This window comes from Nocardia sp. NPDC055165 (assembly GCF_053606985.1).
This window is the reverse complement of sequence record NZ_JBSGSS010000021.1, coordinates 40,494-60,472: the sequence shown is the minus strand read 5'-3', so window position 1 is coordinate 60,472 and position 19,979 is coordinate 40,494. Positions and strand designations below refer to the sequence as shown.

Sequence of the window (19,979 nt, the reverse complement as noted above, 5' to 3'; positions counted from 1 at the left end):
CGGCACGATTGCCGTCGGCCCACTTCCGTCTTCGCTCGCGTGTCCGTGATCGCAGTACCCAGTCGGCAGATGCGGCGCAGTGATCAGGCGGGCACAGCGGTCAATCCGAGTGCGCCCGCGACGAAACGGTGGACCGATGCCAGGCCGGCGGCCAGTGCCTCGTCCTCGCCGGGCCGGGCCCACCCGGTGACCGCCGCGGTGGCGTCGGGGCCGGGCGTCACGCCGATCTCGGCGACCATCTCGGCCGTAGTCGGAACGCAGACCGCCCAGGAGAAGTGCGACTCGTCCGCCCACTGCGCCGACCGGGTGGCCACGTAGCCGGGATCGGTGATGCCGCCGTCGGCCAGCGCGGGTCGGTCGTCGATGCGCTCGTCGGCGCGCAGCGCGCGCAGATACCAGGACCCTGCGTTGATCTCGATCGGTTCCACGCGAGCAGCCTAGTGTTCGACCGCTGGGTCATGGCCGCCGACCGCTGCCGAAGCCGCACGCGGGCGGCGGCTCCGGGTACGGGCCCAGGTGTCGTCGCCGAGCCGGAATCAGGCTGTGCGGAGGGTGCCGCCACCGAGCAGGGAGTGAACCGCGGTGCGGCCGATGTCGAGCGCGCGGGTGAGCAGGTCGGTGTCGCGGGCCGCGCTGTCGATGGCGGGGGAACCGGCGGGTGGGTGGACCTGGAGGACATGATCGCCGAGGCCGTCGAGGTAGCTGTCCTCCATCGCCTGCTGACCCGGCCGCTTGCTCCACGCCCGGAACGCACCGGGCGCGATGGCACGCATGTAGCCGCCGCCGACCACCCGGTGCAGCAGGGGCGCGGGCGGGCGGACTTCATCGGTCCGGCGGGTGCGCAGGACCAGGGCGTGGGTGGTGCCCGCGGCCACGGCGGTGCGGATCGGGACGGTTTCGGTGAGGCCGCCGTCGAAGTAGCTGCCACCCGCGAGGGCGACCGGTGGTCCAGCCAGCAGCGGAAGGCCCGCAGAGGCCCGCAGCGCCGTCATGAGGCTCTGTTTGTCGGTGATGTAGGGCCCGAGGTCCACCGACTGCCCGGTGCGGATATCGGTCGCGATGGGATGGAAGGTGGTGGGGTTGGCCAGAATCGCGGGGAAGTCCATCGGTTCGATGCCGTCGTACACGCGATGCACGAGATAGTGCAGATCGAACACGGGGCGACCGCGGAAGATGCGTACCGGATCGACCACGCGGCGCATGATCGCCGGATCGGTCCACGACCGCATCCCCGTCGCCGCGCGCCCGCACAGCAACCAGGCGCCGTTGATCGCCCCGGCCGACGTGCCGTACACGGCGTCGAACACCTTCGCCAGACCCAGCTCCTCGAGCGCCTGCACCATGCCGCTGGAATACACACCGCGGCTGCCACCGCCCTCGATCACCAGCGCGAGACGATTGCCGTCAGTACGGCTACCGGTTTCCCGGCGAGCCTGGATGACCTCGGCCACCGTTGCCGAACCCGGCGTCGAGAGCGGGTCCAGATCGGTGTGCGCAGTACTGGTCACCCGACCCACGATACGACAGAAGCAGGCCACCCAGCCGGGCGAGACGCATGATCTTCCGCGCCCGTTCACCGATCCGTCTCCGCGTTACCGGACACGAATCCGTCAGCTCGGTTCGTCGCGGCCGCTCGGCGAACGACAACGGGCGCCGGTCCGTGGAGACCGACGCCCGTTGTGGACAGCTAGCAGTTGTCTACTTGATCTCCGCCAGGACCGTGCCCTGGGTGATCGCCGCACCCGCCGCGACGGCGAGCCCGGTGACGACACCGGCCTTGTGCGCGTTGACCGGGTTCTCCATCTTCATGGCCTCGAGCACCACGATCAGGTCACCCGCCTCGACGGTCTGGCCCTCTTCGACCGCGACCTTCACGACGGTGCCCTGCATCGGCGCGGTGACCGCGTCACCCGACGCGGCACCGGCACCGGCGCCGCCACGCTTGCGCGCCTTCGGCTTCTTGCGCACCACACCGTTGCCCGCCGAACCGGCCGCACCGCCACCGAGGGTGAACTGACCGGGCAGCGACACCTCGACGCGACGTCCGCCGACCTCGACGACAACCTTCTGCCGGGGCAGATCGTCGTCGTCATCGTCGGACACGCCACCGGCGGTGTACGGCTCGACGGTGTTCTTCCACTCGTTCTCGATCCACTTGGTGTAGATGTCGAACTTCTCGCCGTCGCCGATGAAGGCCGGATCCTCGATGACCGCGCGGTGGAACGGGATCACCGTCGCCAGACCCTCGACCTCGAACTCGGCCAGCGCACGGCGGGCACGCTGCAGCGCCTGCTCACGGTTCTCGCCGGTGACGATCAGCTTGGCCAGCATCGAGTCGAACTGACCGCCGATGACGCTGCCCTGGACCACACCGGAGTCGACACGCACACCGGGGCCGGTGGGCTCGCGGTAGACGTTCACCGGGCCGGGAGCGGGCAGGAAGCCGCGACCGGCGTCCTCGCCGTTGATCCGGAACTCGAACGAGTGGCCACGCGGGGTGGGGTCTTCCTTGATCGACAGTTCCTCGCCGTTGGCGATCGCGAACTGCTGACGCACCAGGTCGATGCCCGCGGTCTCCTCGGTGACCGGGTGCTCCACCTGCAGGCGGGTGTTCACCTCGAGGAATGACACGGTCTCGCCCTGCACCAGGTACTCCACGGTGCCCGCACCGTAGTAGCCCGCCTCGCGGCAGATGCGCTTGGCCGACTCGTGGATCGCGGCGCGCACCTTGTCGGACAGGAACGGCGCGGGCGCCTCCTCGACGAGCTTCTGGAACCGGCGCTGCAGCGAGCAGTCGCGGGTACCGGCGACGACCACGTTGCCGTGCTGGTCGGCGATGACCTGGGCTTCGACGTGGCGGGCCTTGTCGAGGTACTGCTCGACGAAGCATTCGCCGCGACCGAAGGCGGCGATGGCCTCGCGGGTCGCCGACTCGAACAGCTCGGGGATCTCCTCGATGGTGTGGGCGACCTTCATGCCGCGGCCACCGCCACCGAACGCGGCCTTGATGGCCACCGGGACGCCGTATTCCTTGGCGAACGCGACGACCTCGTCGGCGTTCTTGACCGGGTCCTTGGTGCCCGCGGCCATCGGCGCCTTCGCCTTCTCGGCGATGTGGCGCGCGGTGACCTTGTCACCGAGGTCGCGGATGGACTGCGGCGACGGGCCGATCCAGATCAGCCCGGCGTCGATGACGGCCTGGGCGAAGTCGGCGTTCTCGGAGAGGAAACCGTAACCGGGGTGGATCGCGTCGGCGCCGGACTTGGCCGCGGCGTCGAGGATCTTGTCGAACACGAGGTACGACTCGGCAGAGGTCTGACCGCCGAGGGCGAACGCCTCGTCGGCGAGCTTCACGAAGGGAGCGTCGGCATCGGGCTCGGCGTACACCGCGACGCTGGTGATTCCCGCGTCCTTGGCAGCCCGGATCACGCGAACCGCGATCTCGCCGCGGTTAGCTACGAGTACCTTCGTGATCCGTGCGCTGGCATGGCTGGGCACTGAGCCTCCTGTGTGCAATCTTTGGTCGCGTCGGGGAACGGGTCGCCGGTTAGGCCCCGTGCCCGGTATCGACAACTTTCGTCTCGGGCGAGTGTAGGCAGTGTGCCAACCCTGCTCGAACTCGGCTAGCCCTACTGTCGAGTAGGTCGCAGGTCACACTACGCGGCGTCCAGTGATGTGAACATGTTTCAAATGATCCGATTCGCGACACCTGGTTCGGTGCCCGTGACGATCGGTACTCGCACCGAGTTGCCCCATTCGATCCACGATCCGTCGTAATTGCGCACCGACCTGCGGCCGAGCAGGAATGCCAGGACGAACCAGGTGTGGCTGGACCGCTCGCCCACCCCGCTGTAGACGACCAGGTCGTCGGCGGGAAGCGTGCCGTAGACCTCGTCCAGGTCGGCGCGGGAGCGGAAGCGGCCGTCGATCGTGGCGGCCTCGGTCCACGGGATGTTCACCGCCGTCGGCACGTGCCCGCCGCGCAGGGCGGCGTACTCCTGGTTGCGCGGTTTGTCCTCGAGCTCGCCGGAGTACTCCTGCGCCGAGCGCACATCGACGAGGGGTTCGCCGAGTCTGGCGAGTACGTCCTCGCGGAACGAGCGGGCGGTCGTGTCGTCGCGCGTGACCTCGGGGTAGTCGCTGGGCGTGGGGTAGGGCTGGTCGAATGTGGTGTCGCGTTCCTCGGAGATCCAGGCGTCGCGGCCGCCGTCGAGCAGGCGCACGTCTTCGTGGCCGAACAGGGTGAAGATCCAGGCGGTGTGCGCGGCCTGCGCGTTGCCGCGGTCGCCGTAGATCACGATCGTGTCGTCGCGCTCGATGCCCTTGGCGCGCATCAGCTCGGTGAAGCGCTTGCCGTCGACATAATCGCGGGTCACCGGGTCGCTCAGGTCGCCGCGCCAGTCGATCTTGACCGCGCCTGGGACATGGCCGATGTCATAGAGCAGGATGTCATCGTTGGACTCGATGATTCGTAAACCACGCACGCCGATGTTTGCGGACAGCCATTCTGTGGTTACCAATCGATGCGGGACTGCGTAGGAACCGAAGGCGGGGTGCGGATCCGGGGCGACGGGCACGGTGTGGTCCTTCACGCGAGTTGGGTGGGTGCGACCACTGTGTGGTCGCAGCCGATGGTAAGTGTGTGGTGGCACATCACGAATCGACACAATGGGCGAATAAAGCGCACGGATGTCCGATAAAGTCTCTGGAGAGGAGGGGTGAGCTATGTCCGATTCTTGGCCGCGACGGCGACTGCTCGCGATCCTACGTGGCGCCACCGAGCCCCTCGATGCCCAGGAACTGGCCCGCATCACCGGACAGCACGTCACCACCGTCCGATTCCACCTCGACGTCCTCACCCGCGAATCGCTGGTTCGCCAGTTCCAGCAACCGCCACGCGGCCGCGGCCGCCCGCGCATCGGCTATCGCGCGGTGCAGCGCTCGGTGGGATATCAGGAGCTCGCGCAGGTACTGGCAGACCATCTCGGCCCCGATCCGATCGCCCGTTCCGCCGCCGCCGTGGCCGCTGGTCGCGCCTGGGGTGCCCGGATGGACATCGGCACCCAGCCGGTGGAAACCCTCGCCGACGCCAGGGACATCACCATGTCGCTGATGTCGGAGCTCGGGTTCGCACCCGAGAAGGAACCCGCCGGTGAGACCTCCGAGCACGTCCAGATCAACCTGACGGCCTGCCCGCTGCGGGAACTGGCCCGCTCACACGCCGAAGTGGTGTGCGGCGTGCACATGGGGCTCATGCGGGAGGTGCTCGAACGCAACGGCGCCCGTGGCCGGGTGGACGTGCAGCTGCACCCCTTCGTCGAGCCCGAGCTGTGCACGGCCCGGCTCGATCTGACGATGACCGCGCCCGACCGCACCCCGGCCATGGAGCCGGGGGATGAGCACGTGATCGCGCCGTCAGTCCCGCGGATCCCGCCACAGTTGCGTGACACCGACACCGACGTCTTCGAGCAGCCGGCGCAACAGCGGTAGTCCGATCCCGATGACGCTGGACGGATCGCCTTCGATCCGGTCGACGAACCAGCCGCCCAGCCCGTCCAGGGTGAACGCCCCCGCGACCTTCAGCGGCTCGCCCGACGCGATATAGGTATCGAGCTCATCCGGCGTCGGCTTCGCGAAATGCACCGTGGTACTGCTGCATTCGGCCGACTCGGCGACGATTTCGCCGTCGTGCAGCCGCAGCACGCAGTGCCCGGTGATCAGATCCGCGCTGCGCCCCGCCATCGTGGCCCAGCGCTCGCGCGCCACCTCCGGGGTGTGCGGTTTGCCTTGGAGCTGCCCGCCGACGAGCAGCATCGAATCGCAGCCGACGACGACACAGTCGGCACCGAATTCGGGAATCGACGCGGCGACGTCGGCCGCCTTGGCACGAGCCAGGGCGACGACGACATCGTGCGAGGAGGTACCGGCGGGCAGAGCCGCCGACACCGCGTCCTCGTCTACGCCCGAGACCCGCACCACGGGATCGATGCCCGCGGTGCGCAGGATCCCGAGCCGGGCAGGCGACGCCGACGCCAGAACCAGCCTGGTCACCGCAGCAGCGGCTCCGGTGACCGCCGCACCAGCTTCGGTCACCTCAGCGCAGGTGCGACAGCATCGGGTACACGTACGGCGAGAACGGGTTCGTGCCCCGATGCATCATCGTCGATGTGCCCCATGCGTCGGCCGGTCCATTCGATCCGCCGACGGGTGCGTCGGCCGTCGCCGCGCTCAGGACGGCGACCAGAGCCGCGATGTCCTGATCGGTGGGCGATCCCTTGAGAATGCGGAACAGTGGTTCGCCCGCAGCGTCGACGGTGGCCTGCGCCACCGTGCCCGCCGGCAGGTCGACCTCTTCGACGAGTGGTTCGACGACGAGCTCGAGCTCGGCGACTGTCAACACGTCTTCTTCTGCCACAGTTGTCACAGTGCCAGATCCTTCCTGCACTTACTTCGCTTCACAGCGCGGTTGACGCGATCATTCCCGGTGTGGCCGCGCCGATCAATAGTTGTCTTCCACAACAAGTGTGCGCGGCCTATCCGGGATATCGCATTTTCAGAGCGGAATGTTGCCGTGTTTCTTCGGCGGCATGGTCACCATTTTGCGCTCGAGGAGCCGCAGCGCCGACACGATCTGGCCACGGGTGTGTGAGGGCGGGATGACCGCGTCCACGTAGCCGCGCTCGGCGGCGACGTACGGGTTCACGAGAGTGTCCTCGTACTCGTTCTGCAGCTCGAGGCGCAGCGCATCGACGTCGTCGCCGTTCTTGGCGGCTTCGAGCAGCTGCTTGCGGTAGACGAATCCGACAGCGCCGGAGGCGCCCATCACGGCGATCTGGGCGGTGGGCCATGCCAGGTTCACATCGGCGCCCATGTGCTTGGAACCCATGACGTCGTAGGCGCCGCCGTAGGCCTTGCGAGTGATGATCGTGATCTTGCCCACAGTGGCCTCGCCGTAGGCGTAGAGCAGCTTCGCACCGCGGCGGATGATGCCGTTGTATTCCTGGCCCGTGCCGGGCAGGAAGCCGGGCACGTCCACCAGGGTGATGATCGGGATGTTGAAGGCGTCGCAGGTGCGCACGAAGCGCGCGGCCTTCTCCGAGGCGTCGATGTCGAGGCAGCCGGCGAACTGGGTCGGCTGGTTGGCGACGATGCCGACGCTGCGCCCGTCCACCCGGCCGAAGCCGCAGATGATGTTCATCGCGCGCTCGGCCTGGACCTCGAGGAACTCGTCGTCGTCGAGCAGCCGGCGGATGACCTCGTGCATGTCGTAGGGCTGGTTCGGCGAGTCCGGGATGATCGTGTCGAGCTCGATGTCCTCATCGGTGAGGGCATCCTCGATCGCACCGTTGATCGGGTCGGTCGGAGCGTGGCGCGGGGCCTCTGCGCGGTTGTTGCTCGGCAGGTAGCTCAGCAGGTCCTTGACGTAGTCGAGGGCATCCTGCTCACCGGAGGCCACGTAGTGGGCCACACCGGACTTCACCATGTGGGTGTGCGCGCCACCCAGGTCCTCCATCGAGACCTCTTCACCGGTGACGGTCTTGATCACGTCGGGCCCGGTGACGAACATCTGCGAGGTCTGATCGACCATCACCACGAAGTCGGTGAGCGCGGGGGAGTACACGTGACCACCGGCGGCGGCGCCCATGATCAGCGAGATCTGCGGGATCACGCCGGAGGCCTGCACGTTGCGGTGGAAGATCTCGCCGTAGAGCCCGAGGGAGACGACACCCTCCTGGATACGCGCGCCCGCGCCCTCGTTGATGCCGACCAGCGGACGGCCGGTCTTGATCGCCAGGTCCATCACCTTGACGATCTTCTCGCCGTAGACCTCGCCGAGCGAGCCACCGAACACGGTGACGTCCTGCGAGAAGATGCACACGTCGCGGCCGTCGATGGTGCCGTAGCCGGTGACGACGCCGTCACCGAGCGGGCGGTTGTGCTCCAGGCCGAAATTCACGCTGCGGTGCTTGGCGAGGGCATCGAGTTCGACGAAGGAGCCTTCGTCGACCAGGGCGAGGATGCGCTCACGCGCGGTCATCTTGCCCTTGGCGTGCACCTTGTCGACCGCGGTCTCACCCATCGGGTGTTGCGCTTCTTCCAGCCGATTCCGCAGATCAGCCAGCTTCCCGGCAGTGGTGTGGATATCGGGGGCGCCCGCCGATTCCGATGCGGGCTGCTGCTGGACACTCGTCATGGGTTGCGAGTGTAACGAGTGACACCTCCGCGCACCACGGCAGTCTCGCTTACCGGCCAGTAGAGAAACCCCAGCTAGGTATGGTCATGACCGTTCACAGAGAACTCCAGTAACCTGCCGGGAATGAACAGGGCACCCATCGATGTACAGGGTCTGCGCAGCTCGCCGGGCCTGTCGTTCTACGACCGGATCGATGTAGTCGAATCGACCGGATCGACCAACGCCGACCTGGTTGCTCGCGCCGCCGACCCGTCCGCCGATCGTCAGGCTCTGCTCGCCGAGGAGCAGGTGAGCGGTCGCGGCAGACATGCCCGCGCGTGGGTGAGTCCGCCCCGCGCGCAGATCTCGCTGTCGATCCTGGTGCGCCTGCCCGGCATCGACCCCGCCGCGCTCGGCTGGTTGCCGTTGCTCACCGGCATCGCGGTGGTCGACGCGCTGCGTGGCACGGCTGGTGTCGCACCGGAATTGAAGTGGCCCAACGATGTTCTGCTCGACGGCCGCAAACTCGCGGGCATCCTGGCCGAGGTGGCCGCGACCGGCATCGCGCCCGCGGTGGTGGTCGGCATCGGGATGAACGTCGACCTCGCCGAATCGGAACTGCCTGTTGCCCATGCGACTTCGCTGAGCTTGGCCGGTGCGACCGACGTCGACCGCACCGCGCTGGTCGCGGCGATCCTGGCGGAGTTCTCGCGCCGCTTCACCGCGTGGGAGCGGTCGGGCTGGGACACCGTCGATCTGGTGGCCGAATACCGTGAGCGATGCGCCACCATCGGCATGGAAGTGCGTGCCGAACTGCCCGGCGGGACGGTGCTCACCGGGGTGGCGAGCGATGTCGACGACACCGGGCGGCTGCTCATCGGTGAGCGGGCGGTATCGGCCGGCGACGTTTCCCACCTGCGCGGACAGTACTGACGACGGGCCCGGAGCCGGGCCCGTCGCCGAGACGGATCAGTGTGCGGCCGCACCCGCGGTCGCGCGCTCGGCCACCTCGCGCTCGCGCGCCAGCAGCCGGTCGCGCTGCTCCTCGAACCGCAGCACGTCCTTCTCCAGCTTGTCGATGAACAGCGCGAGTTCATCGCGCGCTGTCTCACCGCGCGCACCGAAGTCGTTGCGGTCGAAGACGTTCCACTGCTTGAGCACCGGCCGCACCACCTCGTCGAGGTGCTGGCGCAGGTCGTAGATGCCGTGCTTGGCCATCAGCACGCCGTTGCGCCGCCAGTTGGGCATGCCCGCGCCCGGCATCTGGAAATTGGTGAGCACCTTGGTGATCGCGGGCATCGCCTGGTCGGGGGCCAGGTCGAGCGCCGCCGCGCACAGGTTGCGGTAGAAGATCATGTGCAGGTTCTCGTCGGTGGCGACGCGGGCCAGCATCTTGTCGGCGATCGGGTCGTCGCAGACCCGACCGGTATTGCGGTGGCTCACCCGGGTGGCCAGCTCCTGGAACGTCACATACGCGACGTTGACCAGGAATCCACCCCAGTTCGCCGGTGCGTGCGCGCCCTGGGTCATGTGGACCATCCGCGCTTCCTCCAGCGCCACCGGGTCGACGCCGCGGGTGACGACGAGGTAGTCGCGGATCACGATGCCGTGGCGGTTCTCCTCGGCGGTCCAGCGGCCCACCCAGGTGCCCCACGCGCCGTCGAGGGAGAAGTTCTCGGCGATCTCGCGGTGGTAGGACGGCAGGTTGTCCTCGGTGAGCAGATTGGTGATCATCGCCGCCTTGGCGACATCGGTGAGCCTGGATTGTGATGGCTCCCAATCGCTTCCGCCCATCGCGGCGAAATTGCGGCCTTCCTCCCACGGCACGTAATCGTGCGGATTCCAGTCCTTGGCGATGGAAAGGTGCCGGTTGAGGTTCTGTTCGGCCACTGGTTCGAGGGCCGTGAGGATTTCGAGCTGAGTCAGATCTTCGGTCACGCGTGCCTCCACTGTCGGTATCGAGCAAGCAGATAAGGGCAAAACCTGGCATCTAGCGTGTAATCCACAGTATCGCCTCGGCCGTGGCATCGAGAAATGCGGTGCGACTGTCGCAGAACCCGACGTCCCAGCGCGGTACTGTTCGGTCATGGGTTACCCGGAGGATGTCCTCGCGCCCGACGAGCAGTTGATCCTGCACCGCCACCCACACTGGAAGATGTTGGTGTGGCCCATCGTCACTCTCATCGTCGTGACCGCGATCGCCGGATTCCTCGGCGGCCTGGCCTGGCGCAACACCACCGGTCACGTGCGCACGGTGTTGCTGATCCTGATCGGGCTGGCCTGGCTCGGGCTGGTCGCGTGGCGGGTCGTCGCGCGCGTGATCGCCTGGAAGTCGACGCATTTCATCGTCACCGGTCGGCGGGTGCTGGTGCGCCAGGGCGTGCTCACCCATACCGGCATCGATATCCCGCTCAGCCGGATCTCCAGTGTGCAGTTCCGCCACGGTCTGCTCGACCGGGCGCTCGGCACCGGCACCCTGATCATCGGCTCCTCCTCGGAGGAGCCGCTCGAGTACGACGACGTGCCCCAGGTCCAGCAGGTCCATTCGCTGCTCTACCACCAGGTCTTCGAGGCGGGACGGTCCGCCAACGAGCAGCACTGGGGCGGCGGCTACCGGTGAGCTGCCCGTCCTCGCTGATCAGAAACATTTAACCTGTGCAGATGACCGCTGTTCTGCTGGCCGAAGACGACGAGGCGATCGCCGCACCCCTGTCGCGTGCACTGGGGCGTGAGGGCTACACCGTCACCGTCGAACGCTTCGGCCCGGCGGTGTTGCGCCGCGCCCTCGAGGGCAACCACGACCTGCTGATCCTCGATCTGGGCCTGCCCGGCATGGACGGGCTCGAGGTGTGTCGGCAGGTGCGTGCGAGCGGGGCCGATCTGGCCGTGCTGATGCTCACCGCCCGCACCGACGAGGTCGACTTCGTCGTCGGCCTCGACGCGGGCGCCGACGACTACGTGGGCAAACCGTTCCGGCTGGCCGAACTCCTCGCCCGCGTCCGAGCCCTGTTGCGGCGCAGCGGAATCGGGGACGACGCGGTGGAGGTCGGCGCGATCCGGCTCGAACCCGCGGCGCGGCGGGTGCTGGTCAACGGGGCCGAGGTGAACCTGGCCAACAAGGAGTACGAGCTGCTCAAGGTCCTCATCGACCGGGCAGGCCAGGTGGTGGCGCGCGAGACCATCCTGCGCGAGGTCTGGGGCGACGCCGACCTGCGCGGCTCCAAGACGCTCGACATGCACATGTCCTGGTTGCGTCGCAAGATCGGCGACGAGGGCCCGATGGCGGAGCGTCGCATCGTCACCGTGCGCGGTGTGGGGTTCCGGCTCAATACCGACGGCCCCACCTCGCACCGAGGCTGACGCCGCAGTGCGCCGTCGCATCCTGCGCTCGATCCTGACCGTGCTGACCATCACCACGGTGGTGCTCGGCGTGCCGCTGATCTACACCGCGTGGCTGTGGGTCGAAGACATCACCCGCAACGATCTGCAGAGTCGCCTCGATCGGATCTCGACCGAGGTGATCGCCCAGGAACGGGTCGACGGGACCGTCCACGACGGTCTCGACGTGCGCGCCATGAGCGCGCTGGTCCCCGAGGGCGGCAAGCTCACCATCGTCTATCCGGCCCCGCACGACAATGCCGCGCGCACCGATATCGGCGTCGCGGAGGTGGCGGATCCGCTGGTCGAATCGCTGTCGATGGGCACGTCCGGTTCGCTGCGGCTCGAGGTGCCCGCCGGGCCGATGCATTCCCGGCAGGAGCAGGCGGTGGCCGCGGTGGCGCTGGCCGTGCTCGCCTCGCTGGGTGCGGCGTTCTCGGTCGCGGTGGTGACCGCGCGCCGCGTCGCCGACCCGCTGCGCGACGTGGCCGCCAGGGCGGCCCGGCTGGCGATGGGTGACTTCCGGCCCGATCCGCGCCGCCACGGCATCGCCGAACTGGACCGGGTCTCCGATGTGCTCGATTCGGCGACCGTCGAGATCGCCGGCCGCCTGCAACGCGAGCACGCGCTGGTGGCCGACGTTTCCCACCAGCTACGCAGCCGCCTGACCGCTGTTCGCCTGCGCCTGGACGAGTTGTCCACCCACGCCGACCCCGAGGTGGTGCACGAGGCCGAGGAGGCGATGGCGCAGGTCGACCGGCTCACCGACGCCATCGACGACCTGGTCCGCGCCTCCCGCGACGAAGACGCCACCGACCGCGATCCGGTGCCGGTGATGGCGGAACTGCGCGGTGTCGTCACCGAGTGGACCCACCCGTTCCACGAGACCGGGCGCGAACTGCTGCTGCTCGGCGACGAGTCCCTCCAGGCCCCGATCACCGGTTCGCGGCTGCGCGAGGCGGTCGCGGTGCTGGTCGACAATGCGCTGATGCACGGCGGCGGCACCTGCACGATCTCGGTGCGCACGGTCCCGACGATGAGCTCTCGCGACCCGCTGATCTGCGTGGAGGTGTCCGACGAGGGCGAGGGTGTGCGCGACGAACTGGCGCCCCACATCTTCGATCGTGGATTCTCCGCGGGCGGGTCGACCGGTGTCGGTCTGGCGCTGGCCCGCGCGCTGGTCGAGGCCGACGGCGGCCGGCTCGAGCTGCAGCGTCGCCGTCCGGCCCTGTTCGCGGTGTTCCTGGGTTCCAAGCTCAACCGCCCGCAGAACGCGACCCTGACCGAGCCGCGCTGACTCAGGCTCGGCCGAGGTGCTCTTCTTCGACCAGTTCCTCGAACTCGGCCACGATCTCGTCGATCTCGTCGGGGAACACCCAGCGCCGCATCGCCCAGAAACGGAACGCCATCTGCAGCAGGTTGCCGATGATGAACGCGCTGAAGAAATCGGCCACGTTCGCGACGACGAAGCTCACATGGGGTTCGCGCAGATCGAGCCCGTAGATCGAGATCCACAGCGGGATATTGGCCAGGACCACCCCGATCCCGCTCACCGCGAAGAACAGCAGCGCCTCGTGATGCTTCTCCCGGCCGCCCCGATTCTTGAACGACCATTCTCGGTTGAGGATGTAGGAAGCGATCACCGCCACCACGCCCGAGATGATCTTGGCGGTGAGCGGCTTGTCGGCGAGAATCGTCCATTTCAGGAGGTAGTACAGGCCGCTGTCGATCACGAACGTCGTGGCGCCGACGAGGGCGAATTTGATCAGCTCTTTATGCCTGATCGCGATTTCTCGCAGGCGCGGGGGAAGGACGCTGACCACGTCGTCGACGATTGACACGAGTTCTGAGTGTACCGGTCGCAAACATTCGCATTCGACATGACAACATTGCACGACGTGAGTGCACGTTCATTCGATCCGTCAGCCATGCCCACCGTCACGATGGTCGGTGGGGGTCAGCTCGCGCGTATGACGCACCAGGCCGCGGTAGCCCTGGGCCAGCGTCTACGGGTGCTCGCCGAGCGGCCGGACGACCCCGCCGCCCAGGTCACCCCCGACGTCGTGCTCGGCAGCCACGACGACCTGTCCGCGCTGCGAAAGGCAGCGCGCGGTTCGCACGCGCTCACCTTCGATCACGAGCACGTGCCGACCGAGCACCTCGACGTGCTGGTCGCCGAGGGCGTGAACGTGGCGCCGCCGCCGCAGGCACTGATCTTCGCCCAGGACAAGCTGGCCATGCGCACGAAGCTGTCCGCGCTGGGTCTGCCGGTTCCGGCGTTCGTCGAGGTCGCCGCGCCCGCGGACGCGGTGGCCTTCGGTGACGAGCACGGCTGGCCGTTCGTGCTGAAGGCCGTGCGCGGCGGGTACGACGGTCGTGGCGTGTGGATGCCCGCCGACGCGGCCGAGGCCACCCGGTTGGTCACCGACCAGCTCGCGCACGGTGTGCAGTTGCTGGCCGAGTCGAAGGTCTCGTTGAAGCGGGAACTGTCGGCGATGGTCGCGCGGTCGCCGTTCGGGCAGGCCGCGACCTGGCCGGTCGTGGAGACCGTGCAGCGCAACGGTCAGTGCGCCGTGGTGATCGCCCCCGCCCAGGGTCTGGACGAGGACCTCGCCGCGCGCGCCGAGACCATGGCGCTGGAGCTCGCCGCGGGTCTGGGTGTGGTGGGCGTCATGGCTGTCGAGCTGTTCGAGACCCACGACGGCGAGCTCCTGGTGAACGAGCTCGCGATGCGCCCGCACAACTCGGGCCACTGGGGCATGGACGGTGCCTGCACCGGCCAGTTCGAGCAGCACCTGCGCGCGGTCCTGGACTACCCGCTCGGTGATACGACGCCGCTCGCCCCGGTGACGGTGATGGCGAACATCCTCGGTGCGGCCGAGGCTCCCGAGATGTCGATGGACGAGCGCCTGCACCACCTGTTCGCCCGCCTGCCCGAGGCCAAGGTGCACCTCTACGGCAAGGGCGAACGGCCCGACCGCAAGATCGGTCACCTCAACGTCCTCGGTGACGACGCCGTCGAGGTCAGGGAAAAGGCCGAGCGGGCGGCGCACTGGATGTCGCACGCCGTCTGGACCGACGGCTGGGACCCGCACGGCGTCTGACACCACTTCTGCCACCACAGTTTTCGACCCCTAAGGAACCCACGTGAGCACCAACGGACCCCAGGTCGGCCTGATCATGGGCAGCGACTCCGACTGGCCCACCATGGAAGCCGCCGCCGAGGCCCTCGCCGAATTCGGCATCCGCTTCGAAGTAGGCGTCGTCTCCGCCCACCGCACCCCCCAGCGCATGCTCGACTACGCCCGTGAGGCCGCGGGCCGCGGCCTGAAGGTGATCATCGCGGGCGCGGGCGGCGCCGCCCATCTCCCCGGCATGGTCGCCTCGGCCACCCCCCTGCCCGTCATCGGTGTCCCCGTCCCCCTCAAATACCTCGACGGCATGGACTCCCTCCTGTCCATCGTGCAAATGCCCGCAGGCGTCCCGGTAGCCACCGTCTCCATCGGCGGCGCGCGCAACGCAGGCCTGCTGGCCGCCCGCATCCTCGGCACCTCCGACGACTCCCTGCGCACCCGCATGGAACAGTTCCAGGCCGGCCTCGAGAAAATGGTCCTCGACAAAGACGAAGCCCTGCGCACCAAACTCCTCGGCGGCTGAACCCGGGCAGCTGACGCTCGATGGCGGCGACACCGGCAAGCCGGAGTTGACGACGGGTGGGGTCGAATTCGGCGCTGGGAAGGGTCATCGCCCGCGAACCCCTTCTCGGACCTCGATTCGGAAGGATATCGACCCGTTCGCCGGCTGCCGCGATACGCCTACGCCGATAGCGCTGACCACCGCGCACGTTCGCCGCACCGATCAGCCGAGGAACTCTCGCAGGACGGCGGCCACGGCTCGCGGTGCTTCGACATGTGGAGAATGCCCGGCGTTCTCGATGATCGCGGTGCGCGCGCCCGCCGCGGAGTAGCGGGCGATCGACGGTGCGCAGGCGTACAGCTGGTCCTCGCGGCCATGGATCGCCAGCACGGGGACGCCCAGCCGCTGGATCCGTTTGTCGAGCGGGTCGGTGGCCAGTTCCCGCGCGCGGTCGACCAGCGCGATCCGGCCCACCGACAGGGTGAAGCCGCGGAAATCGCGCACCACGACGTCGGCGAATCCGGGTACCGAGGCATACCGGAACCCCGGCGCGAAACCCTGTCGCGAACCGAGCCGAACAGCGAACGCCGGCGCCCGCTGCGCGATCGCGATCAGCGAGGGACGGGATACCGTTATGAGTCCGGGAGGGTAAGTCGCGCAGCGGAAGTCGGGTGCCTGATCGATCAGTACGACAGCACACGCACGCCCCGACTCTGCCAGGTCGATCGGAATATCGGTGCCGAAGGAATGCGCTACCGCGGCGATCTCGGCGATACCAAGGCGGTCGAGCACTTCGGTGACCATCGCGACCTGGTTCGCGCAGGTCGACGCGCACGACGAGAAAGCTGTCGCACATCAGCGCGGCGAGTTGATCGAACCACTCCAGTGAGCACGGTGAGCCGTGGATCAACAGCAACGGTGGCGCCGCCCCCGGTCCGTCCATGCGCACGCGCACCCGACCGTGGGTGAGATCCAGGATCCGATCGGCCGATTCGTCCGTGAAAGAAGCCATGGCCCCAGTCCTTTCAAGGGTGCAGGAACTCGACGAGGGTGTCGACGACCGCGTCGGGTCGGTCGACCTGAACGAAGTGGGAGGTCCGGTCGACGCGCACCATCCGCGCGGACGGCAGGTGGGTCGCGAGTGTGTCGGCTACCCGTGGTGACACGATCGGATCGGGTTCGGTGCCGTAGACGGCGAGCAGCGGTACCGGGAAGCTGTCCAGTTCGCTGAGTGTGCGACCGAGAGCGGCCAAGTCGTCGGGGCGCAGGCCGTCACGGAGATGTCGAACGAAGGCCCGTGAGCCCGCGGCACTCGCCAGCGGGGAACCGTATTCTCCCACCTCCTCCAGTGACTTCACGGTTTCGTCGAAATAGTGCGTGCGGTGGTGTGCCCACCGGTACGGCCGTCTTCGCACATACGCCGCGAGCCCGGTGGCAACGCCGGGCACCGTCAGCGCGGCGGCGAGCGCGCGGTGCTTGATTTCCGGCAGTAGCGGCGAATGCAGGATCGCCACCTTCCGGAACGCATCGGCGTCGGTGAGCGCGCGGTGCAGCACCGGCAACCCGCCGAGCGAATTGCCCACCACCGCACACCTTTCGATGCCGAGGGCGCGCTGGAACTCGCCCAGCCATTCGCCGATCTCGGCGGAACGGAATGTGGCGCCCGTGGGCGCGTCACTGCCGCCGCAGCCCGGCAAGTCGACCGCCACCACACGAAAATGTGCGCCGAGGTCGGCCATGACGTATCGCCACGAGTAGGACGTGGTCATCAGTCCGTGGACGAGCAGCAATGGCGGCCCGGTTCCGGTGGTGCGGTATCGAATGCGAATCCGCCCGTACTCGGACGAGTTCATCGGCAGGTCCATCGGTGGTAACTGGAGAAAGGAATGCGGGCGGGCGGGGCTGGCGGGAAGATCCCGGAATCGCGCCTGCCGAAAGGGGGTGGGCTGGACGGCTGAGGCCATCGAATGCTCCGATCCTTTGCTATCGTTCGTTCGAACGAACGAATCAACGATAGCGCGGCGTGAGTTGCCGCGGGAAGAGAGACTCATGTCACAGTCGGAGCCCACTCGGGAGCGCATCATCCGGGCGGTCGTCCGGATCATGGGCGCCGACGGTGCGGCAGCGGTGACCAATCGTCGGATCGCCACCGAGGCGGGCATCTCGCTGGGCACCCTCACCTACCATTTCTCGACCCAACGCGACCTCGTCGAAGCGGGAATGGCCGCCTTCGTCGCCGCGGAGACCGTCAAGTTCACTCAGCTTGCCGACCGCGCCGCCGCAGGTGAGATCGACCTGGCTCAGGCGGGTGAGATCCTTGGCGGCATCGTCACCGATACCGACTTCGGCGGCGACCACCTCGCGTGGTTCGAACTCTTCGTTCAGGCCGCCAGATATCCGGCCCTGCATGCTGCGACCGCTGAGTTCTTCGACATCTACGACCGCCTCGCCGTGTCGATCCTGCGCGCACTCGGTGTCGCCGACGCCGAATCGGCGGCGCCGCTGGCGGTCGCAACGTTGGTCGGCCTCCAGTTGCGCCGTCTCGCGAGTGGTGGCTCGCCCGACCAGGTCGTCGGTGGGATGGCCGGGCTGGTCGCCGCATTCGCCGGGCAGTCGGTGCCGCCGCATTCGCCTGCCTGAATCGCGCCGCACGGCAGTGACTACGGTTGTTCCCCGTGGCACACGATGATGCGGCGCAGTTTCGGCTTACGGTGGTTGATCAGGCGTTGCGGTTGTTCGCCGAGCGGGGGTACGAGGCGACGACGGTGGATGAGATCGCGGTGGCGGCGGGGATCTCGCGGCGGACCTTCTTTCGGCAGTTCCGGTCCAAAGAGGATGTGATCTTCGCTGATCACGAGTTCCAGCTGGCCTCGGCGCAGGAATTCCTGGAAGGGGTCGACGGGGATCCGTGGGAAGCGGTGTGCGAGGCCGTGATCGGGGTGTTCGAGCGGTTCACGCAGTGGCGCGACATCGCGGCGCGGCGGTATCAGGTGGTGCGGCGGGTGCCCGCGTTGCGCGAGCGCGAGATCGTGACGGTGTTCCGGTACGAGCGGCTGTTCACCGAGTTCCTGCGCGGCCGGTTGCCGGAGGTGCCCGATCTGGTCCGGGTGCAGTACACGGCCGCCGTCACCGCCACGCACAACTACTTGCTGCGGCGGATGGTGCGCGGCGAATCGGGGGCTGCGCTCGCCGATCTGCGCACTGAACTGGCCATGATCCCGCGCGGGCGCAGGGCGCCGAGCGAGTCCGACGACCTGGTGCTCGCCGTGTTCCCCCGCGACATGCCGCCACGCAAGGTGGCCGATCTACTCACCGCGCGCCTCGGTAACCTGTGAGCGCCACCCCGAGCCGAAGCGCTCAGCGGTGACACTCAGTGCCACCCATATATCCGCATGTAGCGATAGAGTGTCGCGCGTATAATCCTCAGTAGATTGGCACTGCGTGCCGACGCCACACGCGCTGTGAGACCGCAGCGATCACGACCACGACCAGGAGTGTGCCCCCGATGGCTGGTAACCCCGACTTCGATCTGTTCAAGCTCGAGGACTTCCACGACGAGCTGCGCGGCGCCATCCGCGGCCTCGCCGAGAAGGAAATCGCTCCTTACGCCAAGGACGTCGACGGCAACGCCCGCTTCCCGGAGGAGGCGCTCACCGCGCTGAACGCCGCGGGCTTCAACGCCGTGCACGTGCCGGAGGCCTACGGCGGCCAGGGTGCCGACTCGGTCGCCACTTGTATCGTGATCGAGGAAGTCGCCCGCGTCTGTGGCTCGTCCTCGCTGATTCCCGCCGTGAACAAGCTCGGCACCATGGGCCTGATCCTCAACGGCTCCGAAGAGCTCAAGACCAAGGTCCTGGCCGACATCGTCAACGGCGAGATGGCCTCCTACGCGCTGTCCGAGCGTGAGGCCGGTTCCGACGCCGCCGCCATGCGCACCCGCGCCAAGGCCGACGGCGACGACTGGATCCTCAACGGCTCCAAGTGCTGGATCACCAACGGCGGCAAGTCTTCCTGGTACACCGTGATGGCGGTGACCGACGCCGACAAGGGTGCCAACGGCATCTCCTCGTTCCTGGTCCACAAGGACGACGAGGGCTTCGTGGTCGGCCCGCTCGAGCACAAGCTGGGCATCAAGGGTTCGCCCACCGCCGAGCTGTACTTCGAGAACTGCCGCATCCCCGGCGACCGCATCGTCGGCGAACCCGGCACCGGTTTCAAGACCGCGCTGCAGACCCTCGACCACACCCGCCCGACCATCGGCGCGCAGGCCGTCGGCCTGGCCCAGGGCGCGCTCGACGCCGCGATCGCCTACACCAAGGATCGCAAGCAGTTCGGCAAGACCATCGCCAGCTTCCAGAACACCGAGTTCATGCTGGCCGACATGGCCATGAAGATCGAGGCCGCCCGCCTGATGGTCTACACCTCGGCCGCCCGCGCCGAGCGTGGCGAGAAGAACCTCGGCTTCATCTCCGCCGCCGCCAAGTGCTTCGCCTCGGACGTGGCCATGGAGGTCACCACCAACGCCGTCCAGCTCTTCGGTGGCGCCGGCTACACCACCGACTTCCCGGTCGAGCGCATGATGCGCGACGCGAAGATCACCCAGATCTACGAGGGCACCAACCAGATCCAGCGTCTGGTGATGGCTCGTAACCTGCTCAAGGGCTGATTCCCGCACCGACCGGGTGTTCCACATCGCCTACGCCACCTCGTCCAGGCCGTCTACAGGCCGTTTGCGAGGAGTAGGCCGGAGCACCCGGTCGATTGCTGTGTGGGCACGCGGATTCGGGCCGCG

21 protein-coding genes are annotated in these 19,979 nt (G+C 67.9%); 10 read left to right on the top strand and 11 right to left on the bottom strand.

Annotation, left to right across the window (positions count from 1 at the left end):
- Positions 1-83 precede the first annotated feature (83 nt).
- From ACWFRF_RS31680 to ACWFRF_RS31665, 4 genes are all read right to left on the bottom strand, one after another.
- Positions 84-428: a hypothetical protein gene (locus tag ACWFRF_RS31680; RefSeq protein ID WP_452453782.1), complete on the bottom strand. Its 345-nt coding sequence runs from the start codon at positions 426-428 to the stop codon at positions 84-86.
- A 108-nt stretch (positions 429-536) separates the two neighbouring features.
- Positions 537-1,508 carry a patatin-like phospholipase family protein gene (locus ACWFRF_RS31675; protein ID WP_378995403.1) on the bottom strand — a complete coding sequence of 324 codons (972 nt, stop codon included), beginning with the start codon at positions 1,506-1,508 and terminating at the stop codon, positions 537-539.
- A gap of 190 nt (positions 1,509-1,698) precedes the next feature.
- On the bottom strand, positions 1,699-3,498 hold the full coding sequence (locus ACWFRF_RS31670; protein WP_378995405.1) for an acetyl/propionyl/methylcrotonyl-CoA carboxylase subunit alpha: 1,800 nt from the start codon (positions 3,496-3,498) through the stop codon (positions 1,699-1,701).
- A gap of 188 nt (positions 3,499-3,686) precedes the next feature.
- Positions 3,687-4,577, bottom strand: coding sequence for a sulfurtransferase (locus ACWFRF_RS31665; RefSeq protein WP_452453814.1), 891 nt, complete (start codon positions 4,575-4,577; stop codon positions 3,687-3,689).
- A 148-nt stretch (positions 4,578-4,725) separates the two neighbouring features.
- Between ACWFRF_RS31665 and ACWFRF_RS31660 the strand changes: the two genes are divergently transcribed.
- Positions 4,726-5,490: a helix-turn-helix transcriptional regulator gene (locus tag ACWFRF_RS31660; RefSeq protein WP_379314440.1), complete on the top strand. Its 765-nt coding sequence runs from the start codon at positions 4,726-4,728 to the stop codon at positions 5,488-5,490.
- Here the strand turns inward: ACWFRF_RS31660 and ACWFRF_RS31655 are convergent.
- The 3 genes from ACWFRF_RS31655 to ACWFRF_RS31645 form a co-directional block, all read right to left on the bottom strand.
- Positions 5,416-6,051 (bottom strand): Maf family protein, encoded by a 636-nt coding sequence (locus tag ACWFRF_RS31655; protein WP_452453812.1) that lies wholly within the window; start codon positions 6,049-6,051, stop codon positions 5,416-5,418. The two genes, ACWFRF_RS31660 and ACWFRF_RS31655, sit on opposite strands and share 75 nt — an antisense overlap.
- A gap of 43 nt (positions 6,052-6,094) precedes the next feature.
- Positions 6,095-6,424: an acyl-CoA carboxylase epsilon subunit gene (locus ACWFRF_RS31650; RefSeq protein ID WP_378995411.1), complete on the bottom strand. Its 330-nt coding sequence runs from the start codon at positions 6,422-6,424 to the stop codon at positions 6,095-6,097.
- Between the two features lie 129 nt (positions 6,425-6,553).
- Positions 6,554-8,194, bottom strand: a complete 1,641-nt coding sequence (locus tag ACWFRF_RS31645) for an acyl-CoA carboxylase subunit beta (RefSeq protein WP_378995413.1) — start codon at positions 8,192-8,194, stop codon at positions 6,554-6,556.
- A 123-nt stretch (positions 8,195-8,317) separates the two neighbouring features.
- On the opposite strand from ACWFRF_RS31645, the gene ACWFRF_RS31640 reads away from it, so the two are divergent.
- Positions 8,318-9,106: a biotin--[acetyl-CoA-carboxylase] ligase gene (locus ACWFRF_RS31640; protein ID WP_379314439.1), complete on the top strand. Its 789-nt coding sequence runs from the start codon at positions 8,318-8,320 to the stop codon at positions 9,104-9,106.
- A gap of 36 nt (positions 9,107-9,142) precedes the next feature.
- On the opposite strand, the gene ACWFRF_RS31635 is transcribed toward ACWFRF_RS31640, so the two are convergent.
- Positions 9,143-10,111 carry an acyl-ACP desaturase gene (locus ACWFRF_RS31635; RefSeq protein ID WP_378995419.1) on the bottom strand — a complete coding sequence of 323 codons (969 nt, stop codon included), beginning with the start codon at positions 10,109-10,111 and terminating at the stop codon, positions 9,143-9,145.
- A 148-nt stretch (positions 10,112-10,259) separates the two neighbouring features.
- Here ACWFRF_RS31635 and ACWFRF_RS31630 point away from each other — a divergent pair, with 148 nt between their 5' ends.
- Genes ACWFRF_RS31630 through ACWFRF_RS31620 form a run of 3 tightly spaced genes read left to right on the top strand, consistent with a single transcriptional unit; the run spans position 10,260 to position 12,848 of the window.
- Positions 10,260-10,793 (top strand): PH domain-containing protein, encoded by a 534-nt coding sequence (locus tag ACWFRF_RS31630; protein WP_378635591.1) that lies wholly within the window; start codon positions 10,260-10,262, stop codon positions 10,791-10,793.
- A gap of 41 nt (positions 10,794-10,834) precedes the next feature.
- Positions 10,835-11,533, top strand: coding sequence for a response regulator transcription factor (locus ACWFRF_RS31625; RefSeq protein WP_056818039.1), 699 nt, complete (start codon positions 10,835-10,837; stop codon positions 11,531-11,533).
- A gap of 7 nt (positions 11,534-11,540) precedes the next feature.
- Positions 11,541-12,848 carry a sensor histidine kinase gene (locus ACWFRF_RS31620; RefSeq protein ID WP_378995421.1) on the top strand — a complete coding sequence of 436 codons (1,308 nt, stop codon included), beginning with the start codon at positions 11,541-11,543 and terminating at the stop codon, positions 12,846-12,848.
- Position 12,849: 1 nt separating this feature from the next.
- On the opposite strand, the gene ACWFRF_RS31615 is transcribed toward ACWFRF_RS31620, so the two are convergent.
- Entirely contained in the window at positions 12,850-13,392 is a 543-nt protein-coding gene (locus tag ACWFRF_RS31615) for a GtrA family protein (protein WP_378995423.1), read from the bottom strand.
- A 39-nt stretch (positions 13,393-13,431) separates the two neighbouring features.
- Here ACWFRF_RS31615 and ACWFRF_RS31610 point away from each other — a divergent pair, with 39 nt between their 5' ends.
- Positions 13,432-14,655 carry a 5-(carboxyamino)imidazole ribonucleotide synthase gene (locus tag ACWFRF_RS31610; protein ID WP_452453777.1) on the top strand — a complete coding sequence of 408 codons (1,224 nt, stop codon included), beginning with the start codon at positions 13,432-13,434 and terminating at the stop codon, positions 14,653-14,655.
- Positions 14,656-14,698: 43 nt separating this feature from the next.
- Positions 14,699-15,208, top strand: a complete 510-nt coding sequence (gene purE / locus ACWFRF_RS31605; RefSeq protein ID WP_452453775.1) for a 5-(carboxyamino)imidazole ribonucleotide mutase — start codon at positions 14,699-14,701, stop codon at positions 15,206-15,208.
- Positions 15,209-15,409: 201 nt separating this feature from the next.
- On the opposite strand, the gene ACWFRF_RS31600 is transcribed toward purE, so the two are convergent.
- Positions 15,410-15,991, bottom strand: a complete 582-nt coding sequence (locus tag ACWFRF_RS31600; protein ID WP_452453773.1) for an alpha/beta hydrolase — start codon at positions 15,989-15,991, stop codon at positions 15,410-15,412.
- Positions 15,992-16,212: 221 nt separating this feature from the next.
- Positions 16,213-17,040 carry an alpha/beta fold hydrolase gene (locus ACWFRF_RS31595; protein ID WP_452453771.1) on the bottom strand — a complete coding sequence of 276 codons (828 nt, stop codon included), beginning with the start codon at positions 17,038-17,040 and terminating at the stop codon, positions 16,213-16,215.
- Between the two features lie 196 nt (positions 17,041-17,236).
- On the opposite strand from ACWFRF_RS31595, the gene ACWFRF_RS31590 reads away from it, so the two are divergent.
- The 3 genes from ACWFRF_RS31590 (at position 17,237) to ACWFRF_RS31580 (ending at position 19,853) form a co-directional block, all read left to right on the top strand.
- Positions 17,237-17,827 (top strand): TetR/AcrR family transcriptional regulator, encoded by a 591-nt coding sequence (locus ACWFRF_RS31590; RefSeq protein WP_379313607.1) that lies wholly within the window; start codon positions 17,237-17,239, stop codon positions 17,825-17,827.
- A 35-nt stretch (positions 17,828-17,862) separates the two neighbouring features.
- On the top strand, positions 17,863-18,522 hold the full coding sequence (locus ACWFRF_RS31585; RefSeq protein ID WP_379313606.1) for a TetR family transcriptional regulator: 660 nt from the start codon (positions 17,863-17,865) through the stop codon (positions 18,520-18,522).
- Positions 18,523-18,692: 170 nt separating this feature from the next.
- Positions 18,693-19,853 carry an acyl-CoA dehydrogenase gene (locus ACWFRF_RS31580; protein ID WP_067447997.1) on the top strand — a complete coding sequence of 387 codons (1,161 nt, stop codon included), beginning with the start codon at positions 18,693-18,695 and terminating at the stop codon, positions 19,851-19,853.
- Positions 19,854-19,979: the final 126 nt, after the last annotated feature.